The organism is Acinetobacter sp. CY73, assembly GCF_059515865.1.
Genome location: NZ_JCAKMZ010000007.1, coordinates 1 through 17962 on the forward strand (window position 1 = coordinate 1; position 17962 = coordinate 17962).

The following is a 17962-nucleotide window of genomic DNA, read 5'->3' on the forward strand; positions in this document are numbered from 1 at the left end:
GAACTGGATGATATTTTTACCTGGCAGGAACCGCGTAAGGTCACCAAGAATCTAACCCTGACCTATGACAAATGTATTTATATGCTTGAACCGACTGAATTAAACCAGAAATTAGTTGGGCAATATATTTCATTTCTAGAGTATCCGGATGGGACTGTGGCCCTCATGCATCAAGGACGAAAGCTCAACTACAGCATCTTCAATAAATTGGCTGGGCTACAGCAAAATGAGATTGTTGAAAATAAACGTTTAGGTTCAGTTCTAGCGCATATTCAACAGCAGCATGAAGCATTGGAAAAACAGAATAAACGTTCAAGAACAAACAAAAGTATGCCAAGTCGTAAAGCTCAGAAAGCCGGTATTGAACAAAGAAAGTTGAATCCTGTGCTTGACTCTTGTCGTTAAAAACAGGACATTTTAAATGGTTTATCGCATAGACATTTTAATTGGTGAATAACATAACTCATATTAATTATTTAAAAACAATTACTTAAACATTTTACATAATTCAAAAACACCCCAAAAAGCCGACTTGGAAACATGTCGGTTTCTTTTTGATCGAATCTGACATATCTCGCCAATAACATTGGTTATATATCAGCCAAAACTGAGTGGATATATAATATTGATACTAAGAGAATTATGAATATACACAAGAAAAAATATAGTAAGTATTGGCCTATACGATGTTTTTTAAAAGCAGAGCTAATCCCAACTAAGACAAGGGAAACAAAGAGTATTACTGGCCAAAAATCAACAGCAAGAAATATGAGAATCATGGGGGATAGGCTTCAATTATTTTCAACGTTATATCTGATTTTATTTTAAACAGAAGCCCGACAGGATGTCGGGCTCTTTTATGGCTTAAATCTCTATAACTGAGTATTGATCTGATAGCGTGTATTACGTCCACCACCTTCCAATTTGACTATACATTTTTTCTCAAGCAAGTCAGATAAATGACGAGTAGCTGTCGACTTACTTGTTTTAGCAACTTTTTGATATTGTGATGCGCTAATACCATGTTCAAAGCCATTTTCCCCACCGTCTAATAAACGATTTAGGACTTTGCGTTGTTCTTCACTCAGGGCTACATTTGAATATTTATGCCAAAACTGACTTTTAAATAATGTGCGATTGATCTGTACTAAGGTTTTTTCAAGGCTATCATTCAATGTATCTAAAAACCAAACTAGCCAATCTGTGATATCAGAATCATTTTTTTGAGTCTGTTCTAATATCTCGTAGTAATTTTTACGTTTATTCAATATCGCAGTAGACATTGCGTACAAACGGATGCTCTGTTCGTCCATTTGAGCTAAAGCAAGGTCTGTAAGTGTGCGTGTAATACGTCCATTACCATCATCAAAAGGATGTAATGTAACAAACCATAAATGGGTAATGCCTGCACGTAATACAGGATCAAGCAATGAATCATTCAGACTCTGATTAAACCACGCTATGAAGGTATTTAAGCGTTCTTCTAAGCCTTCTCTTGGCGGTACTTCAAAATGTACTTTAGGGTAATCCAATCGACCTGAAACGACCTGCATAGGCTCTGATCCCCGAAGTTGACCGATGCGTAAACGTTGCATTGTCCAATCTGGGTCATTGAAAAGCCAACGATGCCATTGCATGAGACGCTCGAAAGTCAGTGGTTGCTTAACATCGTTCAGCGCATCTAGCATGATATTGGCTAAACCTTCTGATCGATCTGAGCTTGGATAAGGCTGTTCAAGTGTGACACCTAAACGTTGAGCTAGAGATGATCGCAATGAAAAAACATTGATCGTTTCGTTTTCAATTGCAGATGAAGCAACAAGATTTGCAAGTAGAGTATCTAGGGTAAACTTTTCTTTTGCTAAATCATGCTGACTTTGCCCGAGAAGAATCCCTATTTTTTATGTATTTGTCTGCTTTTAGGCAAGATAATTGAATCTAGCCATGTAAAATTTGTCCAGTTTTCAGCTTGCCAGATCCATTCCTGCATTTTCAATCGCTCATCTAAAATTTCAGATGAATTGAATATAGCACTTATTCGGCTCAAATTGTGAGCCGAATAGAGTAATTAATTAGCTCATTTATCTAGGACATTTCTATTTGGGGACTAACAGTCGAATTTCGCATAAGGTGTATTATGTTAATTTCAAAAATTCTTAGTAATTACTTAAGTCCAGCAAGCCTTAACTTAGCTTGACCATTTCCATTATTTGCTGCTTTCAAAAGCCACTCTTTTGCAAGTTTAATATTTTTAGTTATTCCCTGCCCTTTGGAGTACATCACGCCAAGGTTATATTGCGCAGATGAATTCCCTTGGACTGCTGCCTTGCTATACCATTCAAAAGCTTTAGTATCACTTTGAGTCACCCCATGACCTTTGTCATACATCCAACCAAGATTATTTTGCGCAGATGCATGCCCTTGATGCGCTGCCTTACTATACCATTCAATGGCTTTAGTATCATTTTGAGTGACTCCACGACCTTTAAAATACATATTCGCAAGGTTATATTGCGCATTTGAATCGCCTTGGGTTGCTGCCTTGCTATACCACTCAACAGCGTTAGTATCATTCTGTTTTACTCCACGCCCTTTGGAGTACATCACGCCAAGGTTATATTGCGCAGATGCATGCCCTTGGCTTGCTGCCTTGATATACCATTCAACAGCTTTAGTATCATTCTGAGCTATTCCAAGACCGTCGGAATACATTATGGCAAGATTATTTTGGGCAGGAGCATATCCTTGAGTTGCTGCCTTGCTATACCACTCAACAGCTTTAGTATCATTCTGAGTTACTCCACGACCTTCGTCATACATCAAACCAAGATTATTTTGCGCAGATGCATTCCCTTGAATTGCAGATTTTATTATTTTGTGAAACTCCTCAACTTGAGCAAATGTTGAGCTAATTGAGAAGAACAGTATTAAGGATAAAAAAATATTATGTTTATAATTCATGAGATAAGATTATTATAAAATAAGAATACAAGTTATTTTAACTAAAATATTTACAGTTGGATAATTAATCACGATTTAATTTTCAAACTTTCACTTAACATAAAATCTCTTATGCTAAGTCTGATTAAACCTTATATAACTGATAATATATAAGGAAATTTTAGTGACTACACTGATAAAGCTTAAATAAATTAAATGTAAAAAAGAATTTCAGAGAGACTAACGAGAAATCATCAACAAATATTTCTCTGTTCCTCATGTTTCAATCACCTGCTACAATTTTTCTCAGTACTTCATAAAAATTAGACGGATCATGATCAGCATTCAATCCAAACTCCCGAGTCAAGGCGTGACAATATTCAGTGTGATGTCAGCACTAGCACAAAAGTTAAACGCGTTGAACCTATCACAAGGTTTCCCCGACTTCCCTGCTCCACAAGCTTTACTTGAGGCGCTGAGCAAAGCAACACTGGAGGGATTGAATCAATACGCACCGGGGGATGGTTTATTAGCACTACGTGAACAATTGGCTCAACAGTTTTTACAGCGAGATCAACGTCAATTCGATCCTATCACCGAAATCACCATCACCCCAGGGGCAACCATTGGGATCTTTTCAGCCATTCAAGCCGTGGTACAAGCTAGCGATGAAGTGATTATTTTTGATCCCAGTTATGACAGCTATGCACCAAGCGTAAAATTGGTTGGTGCCAAGCCCGTACACATTCCATTGCAAGCACCGGATTTCAGCGTGGATTGGAATCAAATCAAAGACAGCATTACTGATCGGACTCGTATGGTGATTGTGAACACACCACACAATCCAACGGGTGCCATTTGGACAAAGTCAGATTGGCTCAATTTAATTGAATTGATCCGTGATAAAAATATTATCGTGCTCTCAGATGAAGTCTATGAACATTTGATTTTCGATGGACAACAACATTATTCAGCGCTGTCATTTCCAGAGCTGAGAGAACGTAGTTTCGTGATTGGTTCTTTTGGCAAGACCTTTCACGTCACAGGTTGGAAAACGGGGTATTGTATTGCAGCACCCGCTTTAACAACGGTATTTCGACAGATTTATCAATTTGCCAATTTTTGTGGTGTCACGCCTATTCAGTGGGCTTTGTCAAATTTTATGCAGGACTATCCTGAACATATCCAAGAGCTTTCAGCCTTCTATCAAGCCAAACGTGATCTGTTTAATTCACAAATCACCTCATCACGATTCAAATTTCAACCATCACAAGGCACATATTTTCAAAATCTGGACTACAGCGCCATTCGCCCAGATTTAAATGATGTAGAGATGTGCCAGTATTTGGCTGAACAACATAAAATTGTCGCGATTCCTGTCTCGGTATTTTACCAACAAGCGCCTCAAGACTTACATATGATTCGACTTTGCTTTGCCAAAAAAGATGAAACGCTTATTCAAGCAGGTCAAATTCTTTCAGCAGTGTAGTTTTATTTTCCTGTAGCAATTCGCCTGATTGTTTTTAAATATCAGGTGGATTTCACTGTAGCTATGCTATTGTGCAATCAGTAATGTTGAATAAAAATGATGGATAATAAAATAAGATGAGTGCACGTCTCAGTCCAATTGACGACCCGAATTTTTGGCGTGTTTTTTTGGTCTTTTTGCTACCGCTAATTGCGACCAATATTTTACAGAATTTATCTGGCACCATTAACACCGTATTTGTCGGTCAAATGATGGGTGTCGATGCCATTGCCGCTGTGTCTGTATTTTTCCCGATTTTGTTTTGCCTGATGGCATTTGTGATCGGTCTCTCCGCAGGTTCAACAGTACTGGTCGGTCAGGCTTGGGGGGCACAAAACGTTGAAAAAGTCCGCCAAGTGGTCGGCTCTACCCTGTTTATGACTGCGATTGGTGGAACGGTCATTGCATTCTTGGGGGTTCTTTCAGCACGACCTCTTTTGATAGCTCTGGGTACTGATCCTTCAGTAATGCATTTATCTCTGCCTTACGTCCAATGGATGCTCGCAGGAAGTCCATTACTGTTTATCTATATTATTTACACCTCAATCCTTCGAGGTGTGGGTGACAGTATTACCCCTTTAATTGCGCTTGGAATGACCAGTTTACTGGGGCTTTTTATTACTCCTGTATTGATTGCAGGTCATTTTGGATTTCCAAGTTTAGGCATCATTGGACCTGCAATTGCCACAACCATCGGATATTCGGCAGTACTCATTTTTCTATATTTTTATTTAAAGAAGAAAGACCACCCACTCAAAATCGATGGCGCGATGTGCAAATATATTAAATATGATCCTGAGATGAGTGGCAAAATCCTCAAGCTAGGTGTACCGACAGGTGTTCAAATGATCACTACCTCGGTGGCGGGTTTAGTTATCGTGGGTCTCGTCAATCGTTATGGTTCAGAGGCCACTGCTGCTTATGGAGCAGTCAATCAGGTACTGAACTATATTCAGTTCCCTGCACTCTCTATTGCGATTGCTGCTTCGATTTTTGCAGCCCAAGCCATTGGTGCAGGTAAAGCAGATTCCTTAGCAAAAGTAACTCGTATTTCTCTAGGTATGAATATCGTGATCACAGGGAGCTTAGTCACTTTAGCTTATCTGTTCTCAAAATATTTGATGGCTCTTTTCATTACCGACCCCGCAGTTGTTGTCTTAGGGCAACAACTTCTGTTTATCGTGTTATGGTCAATTTTATTCTTTGGTGCAAGTGCCATTTTTGCTTCGATCATGCGTGCAAGCGGTACAGTGACCATGCCCATGATCATTAACATTATCGCTATTTTAGCAATCGAACTGCCTGCTGCTTATGTATTTAGCTCTTGGTGGGGCTTGGAAGGCATTTGGTATGGTTATGCCCTCGCCTTTGTTTGCTTATGCATCATGCAAGGGCTGTATTATCAGTTTGTGTGGAAGAAGAGAACCGTTGAGGTATTGATCTAGGATTTTCATACTCTGGCGATCTTTTAGAAAAACACGTTCTCAATGCAAGAATAAATTAAGCCAATAAATGCAGAAAATATTCAACGCTTGAATTCATCTAGTACGTCATCTCATATAAAAAAAACCGCGCTAAAGCGGTTTTTTTATGGGAAGACAACTGATTATTTTGGCTCTAAACGCTTGCTCAGCTTGGTCGCAAACGCAGTTATTTTTTGGTAACCCGTAGGCAACACACGTTGCATCAAATCAATCGCTTTCGCATCATTACCAATCAGTAAACGGCGTTTATTTTTCAGTACCGCATCCAAAATTTGTTGTGAAGCATCTTCAGCAGGCATACGCAATAATTTATTAAATGCTTTCGCTGATTTATCCGGATTCATGCCTAAAGATTTGAGGCTGTCATTCATACGTGCATCATTGGCAATATTGGTACGGATACCGCCTGGGTGAACACACAGCGCACTCACACCACAGTTTTCAATATCGAGTTCTTGGCGTAATGACTCGGTGAAACCACGCACTGCAAACTTAGAGGAGTTATACGCAGACTGGGTTGGCTGTGAAGTTAAACCGAAAAGACTAGACGTATTGATGATATGACCCTCACCTGTTTTTTTCAGGTAGGGAAGGAATTCTTTGGTGCCGTACACAACGCCCCAGTAGTTAATCCCCATGATCCATTCATAGTCTTCATAGCTCGCACCTTCGACAGTCGAACCCAATGCCACACCAGCATTGTTAAAGATCATGTTCACTGAGCCATGATTTTGCACAGTATCCTCAGCCCAAGCTTTGACTTCTTCACGGTTTGCGACATTTACTTTTTTAGAGGTCACACGGACATTATACGGCTTAACCAATTCAACGGTTTCAGCCAAGCCTTTTTCATTGACATCACTGATTGAAAGATGACATCCAGCCTTTGCCAGTAAAATTGCCAGTTGCTGTCCCATACCCGAACCCGCACCTGTAATCGCAGCCACTTTATTTTTAAAATTTTTCATTGTGTTTCCTTATTCATTTTTCTGCACAACTTCATGTTCGTGTGCCGCTCAAAAATCACTATAAATTTGACAATAAATATTGTCAATATCACTCAAGGTCATTTATATTGATAAAATGTGCATATTGACCACATAGGCTTAGCGAATATTAATTGTTAAGATGCCTAAAACTACGACTCTACTAGATCATTATTTTTATGACTGAATATTCAGAAAAGTCTGCGACAGCAGAATCAATCCCAGAAAAAAAAGTGGTGAAAGAACGTCAATTTAAGGGCATGTCACTGACTGAACGTAAGCAAGCTCGACGTGAAAAACTCATCGAAGCAGGTATTGAAGCGTATGGGACACATGGATTTTTTTCAGTCACTGTAAAAGATATTTGCAACGAAGCCAAACTCACAGAACGTTATTTTTACGAATCCTTTAAGAAAAGTGAAAACCTCTTTCAAACGATTTTCTTACAACTCATTGAGAAAATGCAGCAAACCTTAATGCAATCCGTCATGCAAGGTTCACCTGACCCTATACGTATGATTGACGCGGGTTTAAATGGTTTTTTTGCCATGCTAGAAGATGATCCACGCACGGCTCGCATCATTTATATCGATGCCATGTTGGTTCAAGAACTACATAATCATGCCACCATTCAAGAGACGATGGCGCGCTTTGATCGCATGATTCATGCATTTGTGACCTTGATGATGCCGCATATCAGCTTAAACGAAAAAGAGATCTCACTCATCGCAACAGGGTTAAATGGTTATGTCACCCAAATTGCTGTGCGTTGGGTCATGAGTGGATTTAAGTCACCACGTGAAGAGGTCGTTAAAGCATGTCGGGTTGTTTTCACTGCTTTAATTCAAGAACTCTCTCATTAAAAAATAAAAGCGTGTCAATTAACCATAATAAATTCATAGATATATTTTTAACTCATTGCTTTAAAAATGTAATATTTATGACATATATATGATCAATTTGGATCGTATTTTTATATTTTTGTCACAAAACATTGCTAAATCGACCTTGATGACCTGTTTTGCAATGATACTGTCATAATTAATCTTTGTAATAAGCCTGTCATAAATATTAACGGTCAGACCGTTCACTTAAGGATATTGCGTTGTGAAAGATGACTACATTTTAATCGTCGATGATGAACTTCCCATTCGTGAAATGATCCATACATCTTTAGATATGGCAGGCTTCCAATGTTTAGAAGCTGAAGATGCCAAACAAGCGCATCAGATGATCGTTGATCAACGCCCTTCCTTAGTACTCCTGGATTGGATGCTTCCCGGTGGTGTGAGCGGTGTTGATCTGTGCCGTCGCTTAAAGCGCGATGAATCGCTCTCTGAGATCCCGGTGATCATGCTCACCGCGCGTGGTGAAGAAGATCATAAAGTTCAAGGTCTTGATGCTGGTGCAGATGACTACATGACCAAACCGTTTTCAACTCGTGAATTGGTTTCACGTATTAAAGCAGTGTTACGTCGTGCCAACGCATTGAGCGGTGAAAAGACCATTGATGCGAATGGGCTCATTTTAGATCCAGTCAGCCAACGTGTCAGCTTTAATCAGAACATTTTAGAAATGGGTCCAACAGAATATCGTCTGTTGGCTTTCTTCATGACGCATCCTGAACGTGCCTATACACGAGCACAATTACTTGACCAAGTATGGGGTGGCAACGTATATATTGAAGATCGTACCATTGATGTTCACATTCGTCGCTTACGTAAGGTTTTAGAACCTTATGGCGCAGACCGTTATGTACAAACTGTTCGTGGTACAGGTTATCGTTTTTCTACTCGAGCAGATGTCGCAATAGGCTAGTGTTCACTAGGTTAATCAAATTTTATGTACGAACCCTATCCCGTCCCCACTTTAGCGAAAGATCATCAGAAATTTCGCTACAGTAGTTTATGGACATTCGCTAAACAAGATCTTCGCTTGTTGGTGTTTTTTATCGTTATTGGTGGATTTGTTGGCTTAGGAATAGGCTATTTTTGGATCTGTATTGGGCTTGCCTTCGCTGCCTTTTTTGGTTTACAGCTTCGTTCCCTCATTTTGGTCAATGATTGGATCGCGAATCGTCCCTATGATGTACCACCGAATCTCAATGGGATTTGGGGTGCATTGCTGTTCAATGTCTATCGTGCTCAACGCCAAGAACGTATCGTTCAATCTGAAATGGTCGGGCTCATTGACCGCACACAATCCTCACTGGTTGCTTTGTCTGAAGCCATTATTTTGACTGATGATGCTCAACAAATTGAATGGTGGAACCCAGCAGCAGAATATCTTTTTGGTATTCAGCCCACGGATCGAGGGCGCAATCTCCTCTCAATTATTCGCCAACCTGATTTTGTTGAATATTTTAATAATATCGATCATGCACCAGATGGTATTAAAGTTAAATTAGCGCATGACGATAATAAGTATGCTCAAATTAAATTAACCCTTTTTGGTCAACAAAGCCGTTTATTGGTGGCACATGACATCACACGCATGCGTAATCTGGAACAAATGCGTTCCGATTTTGTCGATAATATTTCTCATGAATTACGTACACCACTGACCGTGCTCAGTGGATATATTGAGACCTTTACTGACCAAGAAGACATCAATCCAAGATGGAAACGTGCCTTTGATCAGATGCAATCACAGACTCGACGTATGAATGCCTTGGTGAATGATTTGTTATTGCTCTCTCGTTTAGAGAATGAAAAGCAAATCGCCAAGAATCAAATCATTGAAATGCCTAGTCTAATGAATCATTTATTTGATGATGCTCAGGCTTATAACATTGATTATGGGCATACATTGAATTTAGATATTGATAGTCATTGCGACCTGATTGGTTCAGAGATGGAGCTGGCAAGTGCCTTTAGCAACTTGATCACCAATGCGATTAAATACACCCCTAAAGGTGGTACGATCACCATTGGTTGGCATGATGATGGTGAAAATGGCTATTTCTCAGTTCAAGATACAGGTATCGGGATTGACCCGAAACATTTACCCCGTTTGACTGAACGTTTTTATCGGGTCGATAGTGCGCGTAGTCGTGCGACCGGTGGCACAGGTTTAGGTCTTGCGATTGTGAAACATGTCCTCATGCAACACGGTGCGTATATCGATATCATCTCTAAGGAAAATGAAGGTTCGACCTTTATCGCAGTGTTCCCGAAAGAACGTTTATATCGTATGCAATGATGATCACCATTGAAATTAAACAAAGCCTGATGAACTCAAACACTGATTCGTCACCTAAAAAAAGCGCCTATCGGCGCTTTTTTCAATTCTACATGCATTGTTCGCATTATAAACAACAGAGTTTAATATTCTTAGATGGTTTGACCTAAAGCCTCACCCATCACGACCACTGAATTGGGTTTAAATGCTTCATCCCATTTAATTTTATCCTGTTCAAATAAAATCACAGCGGTCGAACCTAAATAAAAACGCCCGAGTTCATCACCTTTTTCAAGCTTCATCTCATGATGATTTAACTCTAAACGACCTGTCGGTTTCACTTTACCGGTCGCCACCGTTTCAATGCCAGCCACGATCATCGCGCCAACCAGAACCACTGCCATACGTCCCAGTTCAGTATCAAATAGGCAGACCATACGCTCATTACGTGCGAACAAACCTGGGATGTTCTCAGCAGTCGTTTGATTCACAGAGAACAATTCGCCTGGAATATACAAAGTTTCAGTCAATGTCCCCGCAAATGGCATATGCACACGGTGATAGTCTTTCGGGGACAAATAAACCGTCGCGAACTCACCCTCTTTAAATGGAGCAGCCAGCTGAGGATCACCAATCAGTTTATCTACCGAAAATGACTGTCCCTTAGCTTGGAAAATATCGCCTTCATTAATTTTACCCAATTGAGAAATAGCACCATCCGCAGGAGATACGATGCTATTGGGATTATTATCTACTGTGCGCACGCCTTCTTTTAACGAACGGGTAAAAAACTCATTAAATGATTTGAATTTAAGTGCATTACTTTGCGCAGCAATCGACATATCAATGCCATATTGCTTTTTGAATGCTTGAATCACAATATTTTTTAAAATCGGATTTTCACTGGCTGCAACCTTACCCACCACACGACTAAGCTTTTGTTGCGGAACAATGCTTTGCGCTTTAATGAATATTTTTTTCTTTAAATTTGTCAGACTCACTAAGGTGATTCTCCAGTAATGATTGGACTATCGAGGCGGTTGCCCCATTCGCTCCACGCACCATCATAAGCTTGGATATCCCAACCGAGTAGTCGACCAATAATATATGCAAGTCCTGAACGATGATGCGATTGACAATACACCACCACAGGCTGGTCGAATTTAAAGCCCAATTGTTCTAAACGTTGTTGAGTGCGTTCTAGGGGATGCAATTTTAAATGATTTTGACGGTTTAGGGCAGTACTCCATTCAAAATGTCGTGCAGAGGGAATATGTCCTCCTCTGCGTGCTGCTAAGCGTTGCCCTGTATACTCTTCAGCCGTTCTACAGTCCCAAATTTGCACATCACTCTGATTCACTTTACTGAGCAGTTCACTATATTCTATACGTGGTGGTTCAATATTTTGGATGTGAATTGGAAATAATGATGCCACTCTTTCAAATGTTTCTTCATCTGATGAAGTCGGCAAATTCTCACCCAGCCATGCGTGGATGCCACCGTTGAGCAAACTGGTATTATGAAATCCGATACAATGCAAATTCCAAATCAAGCGCCCTGCCCATGCTCCGCCTTCATCGTCATAAGCCACCACATGATGATCAGGTGAAATATTTAAATACTCCACCAGCGCTTTCAAACCCGCTTCATCTGGCAATAATCCTGAAGCCAATTCTTCCTGCCGAACCAATTGCTTAGGTAATACATGAATCGCATGCGGAATATGTAGTTGCTCATAGACCGATGCCCGAGTTAAATCGACGATGCGTAGTTTTTCATGACCTAAATGAGGAACCAATTCTTCTGCTTCAATGAGCAAACCTAAATTAAATGGGGAATTTGACTGGAAATTAGACATAATTATTGAATTATTTTGCTCTGAGTAGAATCGATCTTAGCACAAGATTTTTTCACTATTATTCTGATTTTTTGCATGCATTTAGCAAAAAATCAGATATAGCATAGAGATGACTTCAAAGATTATGCAGCAGGTTCTTGAATTTCAAACACCTGACGCAAATAAGCCAAGAAAGTGTCATTGTCCGTCATGGTTTTACCTGGGCTGTCTGAAAGTTTAGCAACAGACTGACCATTACATTCCACCAACTTCAAGACAATATTTAGTGCTGTTTGACCCATATCATTGGTTAAATTAGTGCCGATACCAAAACTGACTTGGAAACGATCTTTGAAGTAATTGTGGAGTGCCCATGCTTTCTCTAAATTCAAACCATCACTAAAGGTCAGCATTTTGGTTTTAGAGTCTATTTTCAATTTCTTGTAATGCGCATAAGCTTTGTCACCCCATTCATACGGGTCGCCACTGTCATGACGTAGACCATCAAATAGTTTGGCAAAGTACAAATCGAAGTCACGTAAGAACGCATCCATTCCCACCACGTCGGTTAAAGCTATCCCTAAATCTCCACGGTATTCTTGTACCCATGTCTCAAGCGCAGACTTTTGGAAATCACGTAGTCGTACATCTAAGGCTTGGAATGCTTGTAGGAATTCGTGTGCCATTGTACCAATCGGTGTAATGCCCAAGTCTTTAGCGAGCAGTACATTACTGGTCCCACGGAAAATATCTGGCGCAGCTTTATTAAATTCTTCAACAACGTGTTTTTGCCAAGCAAAACTATAACGACGACGTGTGCCAAAGTCTGATACCAAAAATGGTGGATCATTTGGATTCTGTTCAGCTTGATATCTTTTCAGCAACTCAACTTTTGCCAATAAACGGCGCTCACCTTCAGCCATCACCTCATCACTACTGATGCGACTGAAATACAGCTCATTGACGATCGCAAGCACAAAAATTTCAAACATCATGGCTTGAACCATTGGCCCTTCGATGCGGATATCCAAACGACCTTGATCATCAATACTGGCTTTAATAAAGCGACGTTTCAGTTGAAATAGTTCTAGATAATCAACAAAGTCACTTTTAATAAAACGTAAACTTCTGAGATACTCCAATTCATCCGCTTTAAATTTTAACTGGCACAGATAGTCAAGTTGCTCATTCAGATCGTCTAAAATATCGACCAAAGGATAAGCTGTATCTTCTAAATTGCGGCAACGAAATTGGTAGACACTGTCAGTTTGAGGAAACTTGTGTAATACCACCTGCAACATTGTAAATTTGTACAGGTCTGTATCTAAGAGTGATTGGATTAGGGGTTGCATGATCTACTCATAAAATGATCTTCCGTGAAGAATAAGAATATTTTACGCGGGTAAATATATTCTCGGTTAATTCTTTTTTATCACGTTTTTAATGATTCTTGTCTATTTTCTCATATACGTGAATTTTTTTATATTTTTAATGTATTATTAAACTCTCTATTTAGCTCACCTTAAATATGATAATAATATTATAACTTTATGATAATTAAATATTTTTTTATATTATTCTATTGAAATTTAGTTATTTTTTTATTAACATAATATGAACAGGATGTTTAAATTTTTTTGCAATAAAAAGCAAAATAAATGGACAAATTATTTATGTATCCACGGGGTTAGACACATGGCTAAAATCACTTTAGAAGCACTTCAATCAATCGACGGTTTTGTAGCAGCAGCACTTGTTGACAGTTCAAGCGGCCTTGCATTGGCAACGAAGGGTGAGGGAATTGATCTAGAGTTAGCTGCAGCAGGTAACACAGAAGTTATTCGCGCGAAAACAAAAACAGCTAATGCATTGAAATTAAATGATAATGTTGAAGATATTTTAATTACTTTAGGTAAACAATATCATCTTTTACGTCCATTAGATCGTAACCCAGAACTATTCTTGTACTTGGTACTTGATCGTAAAAAATCGAATCTAGCGATGGCTCGTCATGAGTTGAAAAGTTTTGAACAAGAATTAGATTTCGCTTAATTTTGATTGTTCAAAATTAAATCAAAACTGCTATATTGACCTATAGCAGTTTTTTTATATTGAAATATAAAAAACCTGTAACGTATTACAGGTCTTATAAATTGATAAGTTTATTCATTTGAGTTTTTGATTTTAGTTGCATAGTCAACATTATGTTGTTGCAAATATTCACGAATCAATTGACGAACCACCTGTGAAGGTTTCAAATCTTGACGTTCACAAAGCTGTTCAAAAGCACGTTTTTTGATTGGGTCAATCAAAACAGTCAGGCGTGCAACTTTATTTTCCATGCCAATTCCATTGCTAATTCTATTATCATAAAATGATAATAGAATTAGCATGATTTTTTTTCAATGCTTTTTTAAAATTTAAACCAATTATTGATAAACGTTTGCTTAATCAATAAGTTTTTTTAATTTTTCTGACTGCCCAATGACTTCTGCAAACTGCTCAGTCGTTTTCTGTCCTGTCTGTTTCGCCTGAACATCACAGTCTGCTTTGCGTAGTTGTTTCACGATACCCCACTCTAATTTAAACATTGCACCCATGATTGCAGTATTTCCTTTGGCATCACGTGCACAACGATCTGCACCATATTTGAGTAAGGTGGTTACGGTATCTTGATGACCATAATAAGCCGCCATCATAAGCGCGGTATAACCTGTCCGATTTTTGACATCTACTGGAAATCCGTGTTTTAAAAACTCTTCGATTACTTCTTGATTTCCTGTTTTCGCCGCGGCCATAAACAGATCAATCAATTCCTGTTGTGAAGCCATCTGATCATTTGCCACTGTTTTTGCAGGGGAAACAGTCTGAACTTGGTCTGCCATTGCGAACGCACAACCAAAAATCAAGAAGCTTGCTAAAACCATGTGAGGCATAATTTTCATGATGAACTCCAACAAAAATCGACATCATCCACGCATTTTGCAATGCATGTCTCAGTACTTTAAATCAACGCCTGTAAAACTCCCCGAGGGTTGCAGGAAAGGAATTGAGTTTTACAGGAATTTTGTTGAGGTGACCCCTTGTTGCCCTAGTCACCCACTCAGCTGATCAATCGTAATTGATCATAAAGAGGTCATCTAAAAGAATTAATCTTTTAACTGAGCTGCTTTTGCTTTCACAGTCGCAATGTTGCCATTGACTGCTTTAGTCATGCGTGTACCGTAGTCAGCATCTGCTTTATAGAAGTAAGACAACATGATGTGCTTCGTTTCTGAATCTTTCACATTACCAAGATCAGCCGCCAAGTTCATGATTAAATCATCTTTCTCTTTCGCAGTGTATGAACGGTAAAGCTCACCCGCTTGCTTGAAGTTTTGCTCTTTCACAGCACGTTGTTGAACTGTGCCAGAAAGTGGCGTTTCTACCGCGCGCGCTTTCGCCGTTGCTGGTTTTGGCTCCATACGGCTTGGTTCGTAGTTCACATTCGATGATGTACCGCCAACGTTCATGTAACCATCTTGGTTGTTGTTATTTACATCAACAACTGGACGATTCACTGGGATTTGTTGGTGGTTGGCACCCAAACGGTACATTTGTGTATCAGAGTAAGAGAAGATACGACCTTGTAATAGACGGTCTTCTGATGGCTCGATCCCTGGTACTAAGTTACCTGGAGCCATCGCCACTTGTTCCGTTTCTTGGAAGAAGTTTTTCGGCATACGGTTCAGCGTCAAAGTACCCACTTTAGTTTCTTTCACTAAATCTGTAGGCCAGATTTTAGTTGGATCAAGCGGGTCGAAGTCGAAGTTGTTTAGATCTTTTGGATCAATCACTTGGACATAAAGATCCCATTTAGGGAAGTTACCCGCATTGATGTTTTTGTAAAGATCATTGGTTAAGTGGTTGAAGTCCTTACCTTGTTGCTCAGCAGCTTCTTTAACGTTAAGACCTTTTACACCTTGTTTAGAGCGGAAGTTAAATTTAACGTATTTATATTCGCCTTTATCGTTGTAAAACTTGAATGCGTGTACACCAAAACCGTCTTGTTCACGGTAGCTGGTTGGAACACCTTGGTTACCATACACATAAGTCAACATGTTGGTTGCCCAGGGTTGGCTAGACAAGAAATCAAATACGCGATTCGCATCTTGAACGTTGTCAATTGGGCTTGGCTTCATCGCATGGATGAAATCTGGGAACTTGATCGCATCACGGATAAAGAATACTGGTGTTTGGTTACCGACTAAATCCCAGTTGCCTTCTTGTGTATAGAACTTAATCGCGAAACCATGCGGGTCACGTAAAGTTTCTGGAGAATGTTTACCGTGAATTACCGTTGAAAAACGTAAGAATACTGGAGTTTTAGTACCGGCTTTGAACATAGACGCAACAGTAAGATCAGATAAATCTTTAGTTGTTACGAACTCACCATAGGCACCTGTACCACGCGCATGAACTACACGCTCAGGAATACGCTCACGACCGAAACGTTGTAATTTTTGGATCAACTGAACATCTTGTAGCAATACAGAACCATTTGGACCTGCAGTGATTGAGTTTTGATTGTCACCGACTGGTGCACCGTTATCTTTTGTTAATGGTGCAGCTGATGCTGCTGTCGCTGTTGCGAGCATTGCAACCAATAATGAACGCTTAAACATCGTCTTCTCTCTTAAATTGACCTTTCCTGCCCGCGTAAACTACCTTTTAAATTCAGATTGGTAAAAAGGTTAATTTTTATTACTATAATCGCTTTGTTGGATAACAGTATTTAGTTAAGCTAAATTCTTTATTTATTAATAAGTTAAATATCAATCCTCAATCAATTGTCAAATTATTTTACTGAATTTGATACAATTTAAATGAATTTAAAAACATCATATATGGTTGATACATGCGCGCATTGTTACAGCGAGTTCTTGAAGCAAAAGTAGTGGTTGATGGTGAAACGACTGGTGAAATTGAAAAAGGCATAGTGGTTTTTTTAGGTTTGGGGAAAGAAGATAACCTTGAAAAAGGCAAAAAGCTGATTGATAAAATCCTTAAATATCGCTTTTTTGATGATGAACAAGGCAAAATGGGCTGGAATGTGAGCCAAGCTGGGGGCGGCATTTTATTGGTCTCTCAATTTACCCTCATGGCACAAACTCAAAAAGGGTTACGTCCTGATTTTGGTCCAGCGATGCCACCGAGCGCTGCAAAAGACCTCTATGAACAATTGGTTAAATACGCTCAATCACAGTTTGAACATGTACAAACGGGTATATTTGCTGCTGATATGAAAGTACATTTGGTTAATGATGGACCTGTGACCTTTAATTTAGAAATTGAATAATCATTTAAGATTTCGCTTCTAATCTAGACATTACAGCCATAAAAAAAGCCCTCATCAGGGCTTTTTAGTCAATTATTCAAAACTCAATCGATTAACGACCTGTTTTTTCTTTCAAGAATGCACGTGCTAGCTTGAATTTTTCTTTTACTGGCTTTGGAATCTTCGGTGGGATCAATTTTGCAGCTTGATTAAACCAGACCAATAAGCTGAAGTCGCCTTCCATTTTGATCGTGCCATTTTGCATACCCGTCATAAAAGCAGTTGGATCACCTTTCATCAGCGTTTTTACGCCTTGCTCGCTATCCGCAAATTGCAAAATGAAATCCGCTTTTTCTACACTTCCAGACACTGTATCAATTTGACCGTGATTCACGATAATTTGACGTGCAACCTCTAAATCCGTTCCAATTTGAATACGGAATTGGCGGTCATGAATCAGTTCAATAAATTTAGGACTGGTACGAGCAAGTTGCTTCATACGCAGTGCCAGACCTAAAACGAGCAAATCGAGTGGATCAGTACTAGCATCAACAATCGGAAGTTTCACGACTGGAATTGAAGAAAGTTTCATGACATTTAAGCCTGTTGTTTTAATTTAAAATAGGTTGAGTTCATCCTAACATATCTTATTGTAAATACGATTATGCTTTATTTAACAAAAATATCGAC

Annotated in this window: 16 protein-coding genes and 2 pseudogenes; 8 read left to right on the forward strand and 10 right to left on the reverse strand. The window is 39.3% G+C overall.

The features are described from left to right. Nucleotides 1-405: pseudogene (locus tag AC5YD2_RS05265) on the forward strand (ISNCY family transposase); the annotation flags it as partial. Nucleotides 406-872: 467 nt separating this feature from the next. On the opposite strand, the pseudogene AC5YD2_RS05270 reads toward AC5YD2_RS05265, so the two are convergent. Then, nucleotides 873-1990 (reverse strand): annotated as a pseudogene (locus AC5YD2_RS05270) (Fic family protein). 173 nt (nucleotides 1991-2163) lie between these two features. After that, on the reverse strand, nucleotides 2164-2961 hold the full coding sequence (locus tag AC5YD2_RS05275) for a tetratricopeptide repeat protein (RefSeq protein WP_496125312.1): 798 nt from the start codon (nucleotides 2959-2961) through the stop codon (nucleotides 2164-2166). Between the two features lie 313 nt (nucleotides 2962-3274). Here AC5YD2_RS05275 and AC5YD2_RS05280 point away from each other — a divergent pair, with 313 nt between their 5' ends. Further along, entirely contained in the window at nucleotides 3275-4429 is a 1155-nt protein-coding gene (locus AC5YD2_RS05280; protein ID WP_496125313.1) for a pyridoxal phosphate-dependent aminotransferase, read from the forward strand. Nucleotides 4430-4545: 116 nt separating this feature from the next. Next, nucleotides 4546-5913: an MATE family efflux transporter gene (locus AC5YD2_RS05285; RefSeq protein ID WP_496125314.1), complete on the forward strand. Its 1368-nt coding sequence runs from the start codon at nucleotides 4546-4548 to the stop codon at nucleotides 5911-5913. A 161-nt stretch (nucleotides 5914-6074) separates the two neighbouring features. On the opposite strand, the gene AC5YD2_RS05290 is transcribed toward AC5YD2_RS05285, so the two are convergent. Further along, nucleotides 6075-6920, reverse strand: a complete 846-nt coding sequence (locus AC5YD2_RS05290) for an SDR family NAD(P)-dependent oxidoreductase (protein ID WP_496125315.1) — start codon at nucleotides 6918-6920, stop codon at nucleotides 6075-6077. Nucleotides 6921-7117: 197 nt separating this feature from the next. On the opposite strand from AC5YD2_RS05290, the gene AC5YD2_RS05295 reads away from it, so the two are divergent. From AC5YD2_RS05295 to phoR, 3 genes are all read left to right on the forward strand, one after another. Then, nucleotides 7118-7801 carry a TetR/AcrR family transcriptional regulator gene (locus tag AC5YD2_RS05295; RefSeq protein WP_496125316.1) on the forward strand — a complete coding sequence of 228 codons (684 nt, stop codon included), beginning with the start codon at nucleotides 7118-7120 and terminating at the stop codon, nucleotides 7799-7801. Nucleotides 7802-8045: 244 nt separating this feature from the next. After that, nucleotides 8046-8756, forward strand: coding sequence for a phosphate regulon transcriptional regulator PhoB (phoB, locus tag AC5YD2_RS05300; RefSeq protein ID WP_496125317.1), 711 nt, complete (start codon nucleotides 8046-8048; stop codon nucleotides 8754-8756). 24 nt (nucleotides 8757-8780) lie between these two features. After that, the gene (gene phoR, locus AC5YD2_RS05305) at nucleotides 8781-10139 is read left to right on the forward strand and encodes a phosphate regulon sensor histidine kinase PhoR (protein WP_496125318.1); all 1359 of its coding nucleotides are present in this window, start codon (nucleotides 8781-8783) and stop codon (nucleotides 10137-10139) included. A 131-nt stretch (nucleotides 10140-10270) separates the two neighbouring features. Here the strand turns inward: phoR and asd are convergent, their stop codons facing one another. From asd to pncB, 3 genes are all read right to left on the reverse strand, one after another. Beyond that, nucleotides 10271-11119, reverse strand: a complete 849-nt coding sequence (asd, locus tag AC5YD2_RS05310; RefSeq protein WP_496125319.1) for an archaetidylserine decarboxylase — start codon at nucleotides 11117-11119, stop codon at nucleotides 10271-10273. Then, nucleotides 11119-11976 (reverse strand): sulfurtransferase, encoded by an 858-nt coding sequence (locus tag AC5YD2_RS05315; RefSeq protein ID WP_496125320.1) that lies wholly within the window; start codon nucleotides 11974-11976, stop codon nucleotides 11119-11121. Before AC5YD2_RS05315 ends, asd begins: the two co-directional genes overlap by 1 nt. Before the next feature lie 122 nt (nucleotides 11977-12098). After that, the gene (pncB, locus tag AC5YD2_RS05320) at nucleotides 12099-13307 is read right to left on the reverse strand and encodes a nicotinate phosphoribosyltransferase (RefSeq protein WP_496125321.1); all 1209 of its coding nucleotides are present in this window, start codon (nucleotides 13305-13307) and stop codon (nucleotides 12099-12101) included. Between the two features lie 343 nt (nucleotides 13308-13650). Between pncB and AC5YD2_RS05325 the strand changes: the two genes are divergently transcribed. Then, complete coding sequence (locus tag AC5YD2_RS05325) at nucleotides 13651-14007, forward strand: roadblock/LC7 domain-containing protein (protein WP_496125322.1); 357 nt, start codon at nucleotides 13651-13653, stop codon at nucleotides 14005-14007. Between the two features lie 110 nt (nucleotides 14008-14117). Here the strand turns inward: AC5YD2_RS05325 and AC5YD2_RS05330 are convergent, their stop codons facing one another. From AC5YD2_RS05330 to AC5YD2_RS05340, 3 genes are all read right to left on the reverse strand, one after another. Next, nucleotides 14118-14297 carry a ribbon-helix-helix protein gene (locus AC5YD2_RS05330; RefSeq protein ID WP_496125323.1) on the reverse strand — a complete coding sequence of 60 codons (180 nt, stop codon included), beginning with the start codon at nucleotides 14295-14297 and terminating at the stop codon, nucleotides 14118-14120. Nucleotides 14298-14402: 105 nt separating this feature from the next. Beyond that, a complete protein-coding gene (locus AC5YD2_RS05335) occupies nucleotides 14403-14900 on the reverse strand; it encodes an ankyrin repeat domain-containing protein (protein WP_496125324.1) in 498 nt (165 codons plus the stop codon). A gap of 204 nt (nucleotides 14901-15104) precedes the next feature. Then, nucleotides 15105-16619 carry a catalase gene (locus tag AC5YD2_RS05340; protein ID WP_496125325.1) on the reverse strand — a complete coding sequence of 505 codons (1515 nt, stop codon included), beginning with the start codon at nucleotides 16617-16619 and terminating at the stop codon, nucleotides 15105-15107. A gap of 233 nt (nucleotides 16620-16852) precedes the next feature. Here AC5YD2_RS05340 and dtd point away from each other — a divergent pair, with 233 nt between their 5' ends. Continuing rightward, nucleotides 16853-17293 carry a D-aminoacyl-tRNA deacylase gene (gene dtd, locus AC5YD2_RS05345; protein ID WP_496125326.1) on the forward strand — a complete coding sequence of 147 codons (441 nt, stop codon included), beginning with the start codon at nucleotides 16853-16855 and terminating at the stop codon, nucleotides 17291-17293. Between the two features lie 91 nt (nucleotides 17294-17384). Here the strand turns inward: dtd and AC5YD2_RS05350 are convergent, their stop codons facing one another. Then, entirely contained in the window at nucleotides 17385-17864 is a 480-nt protein-coding gene (locus AC5YD2_RS05350; protein WP_496125327.1) for an SCP-2 sterol transfer family protein, read from the reverse strand. Nucleotides 17865-17962 lie beyond the last annotated feature (98 nt).

Excerpts from the sequence above, each read along its gene's own strand:
- AC5YD2_RS05275 (WP_496125312.1), bottom strand. The coding sequence starts at position 2,961 with ATGAATTATAAACATAATATTTTTTTATCCTTAATACTGTTCTTCTCA.
- AC5YD2_RS05280 (WP_496125313.1), top strand. The coding sequence starts at position 3,275 with ATGATCAGCATTCAATCCAAACTCCCGAGTCAAGGCGTGACAATATTC.
- AC5YD2_RS05285 (WP_496125314.1), top strand. The coding sequence starts at position 4,546 with ATGAGTGCACGTCTCAGTCCAATTGACGACCCGAATTTTTGGCGTGTT.
- AC5YD2_RS05290 (WP_496125315.1), bottom strand. The coding sequence starts at position 6,920 with ATGAAAAATTTTAAAAATAAAGTGGCTGCGATTACAGGTGCGGGTTCG.
- AC5YD2_RS05295 (WP_496125316.1), top strand. The coding sequence starts at position 7,118 with ATGACTGAATATTCAGAAAAGTCTGCGACAGCAGAATCAATCCCAGAA.
- phoR (WP_496125318.1), top strand. The coding sequence starts at position 8,781 with ATGTACGAACCCTATCCCGTCCCCACTTTAGCGAAAGATCATCAGAAA.
- AC5YD2_RS05315 (WP_496125320.1), bottom strand. The coding sequence starts at position 11,976 with ATGTCTAATTTCCAGTCAAATTCCCCATTTAATTTAGGTTTGCTCATT.
- pncB (WP_496125321.1), bottom strand. The coding sequence starts at position 13,307 with ATGCAACCCCTAATCCAATCACTCTTAGATACAGACCTGTACAAATTT.
- AC5YD2_RS05325 (WP_496125322.1), top strand. The coding sequence starts at position 13,651 with ATGGCTAAAATCACTTTAGAAGCACTTCAATCAATCGACGGTTTTGTA.
- AC5YD2_RS05330 (WP_496125323.1), bottom strand. The coding sequence starts at position 14,297 with ATGGAAAATAAAGTTGCACGCCTGACTGTTTTGATTGACCCAATCAAA.
- AC5YD2_RS05335 (WP_496125324.1), bottom strand. The coding sequence starts at position 14,900 with ATGAAAATTATGCCTCACATGGTTTTAGCAAGCTTCTTGATTTTTGGT.
- AC5YD2_RS05340 (WP_496125325.1), bottom strand. The coding sequence starts at position 16,619 with ATGTTTAAGCGTTCATTATTGGTTGCAATGCTCGCAACAGCGACAGCA.
- dtd (WP_496125326.1), top strand. The coding sequence starts at position 16,853 with ATGCGCGCATTGTTACAGCGAGTTCTTGAAGCAAAAGTAGTGGTTGAT.
- AC5YD2_RS05350 (WP_496125327.1), bottom strand. The coding sequence starts at position 17,864 with ATGAAACTTTCTTCAATTCCAGTCGTGAAACTTCCGATTGTTGATGCT.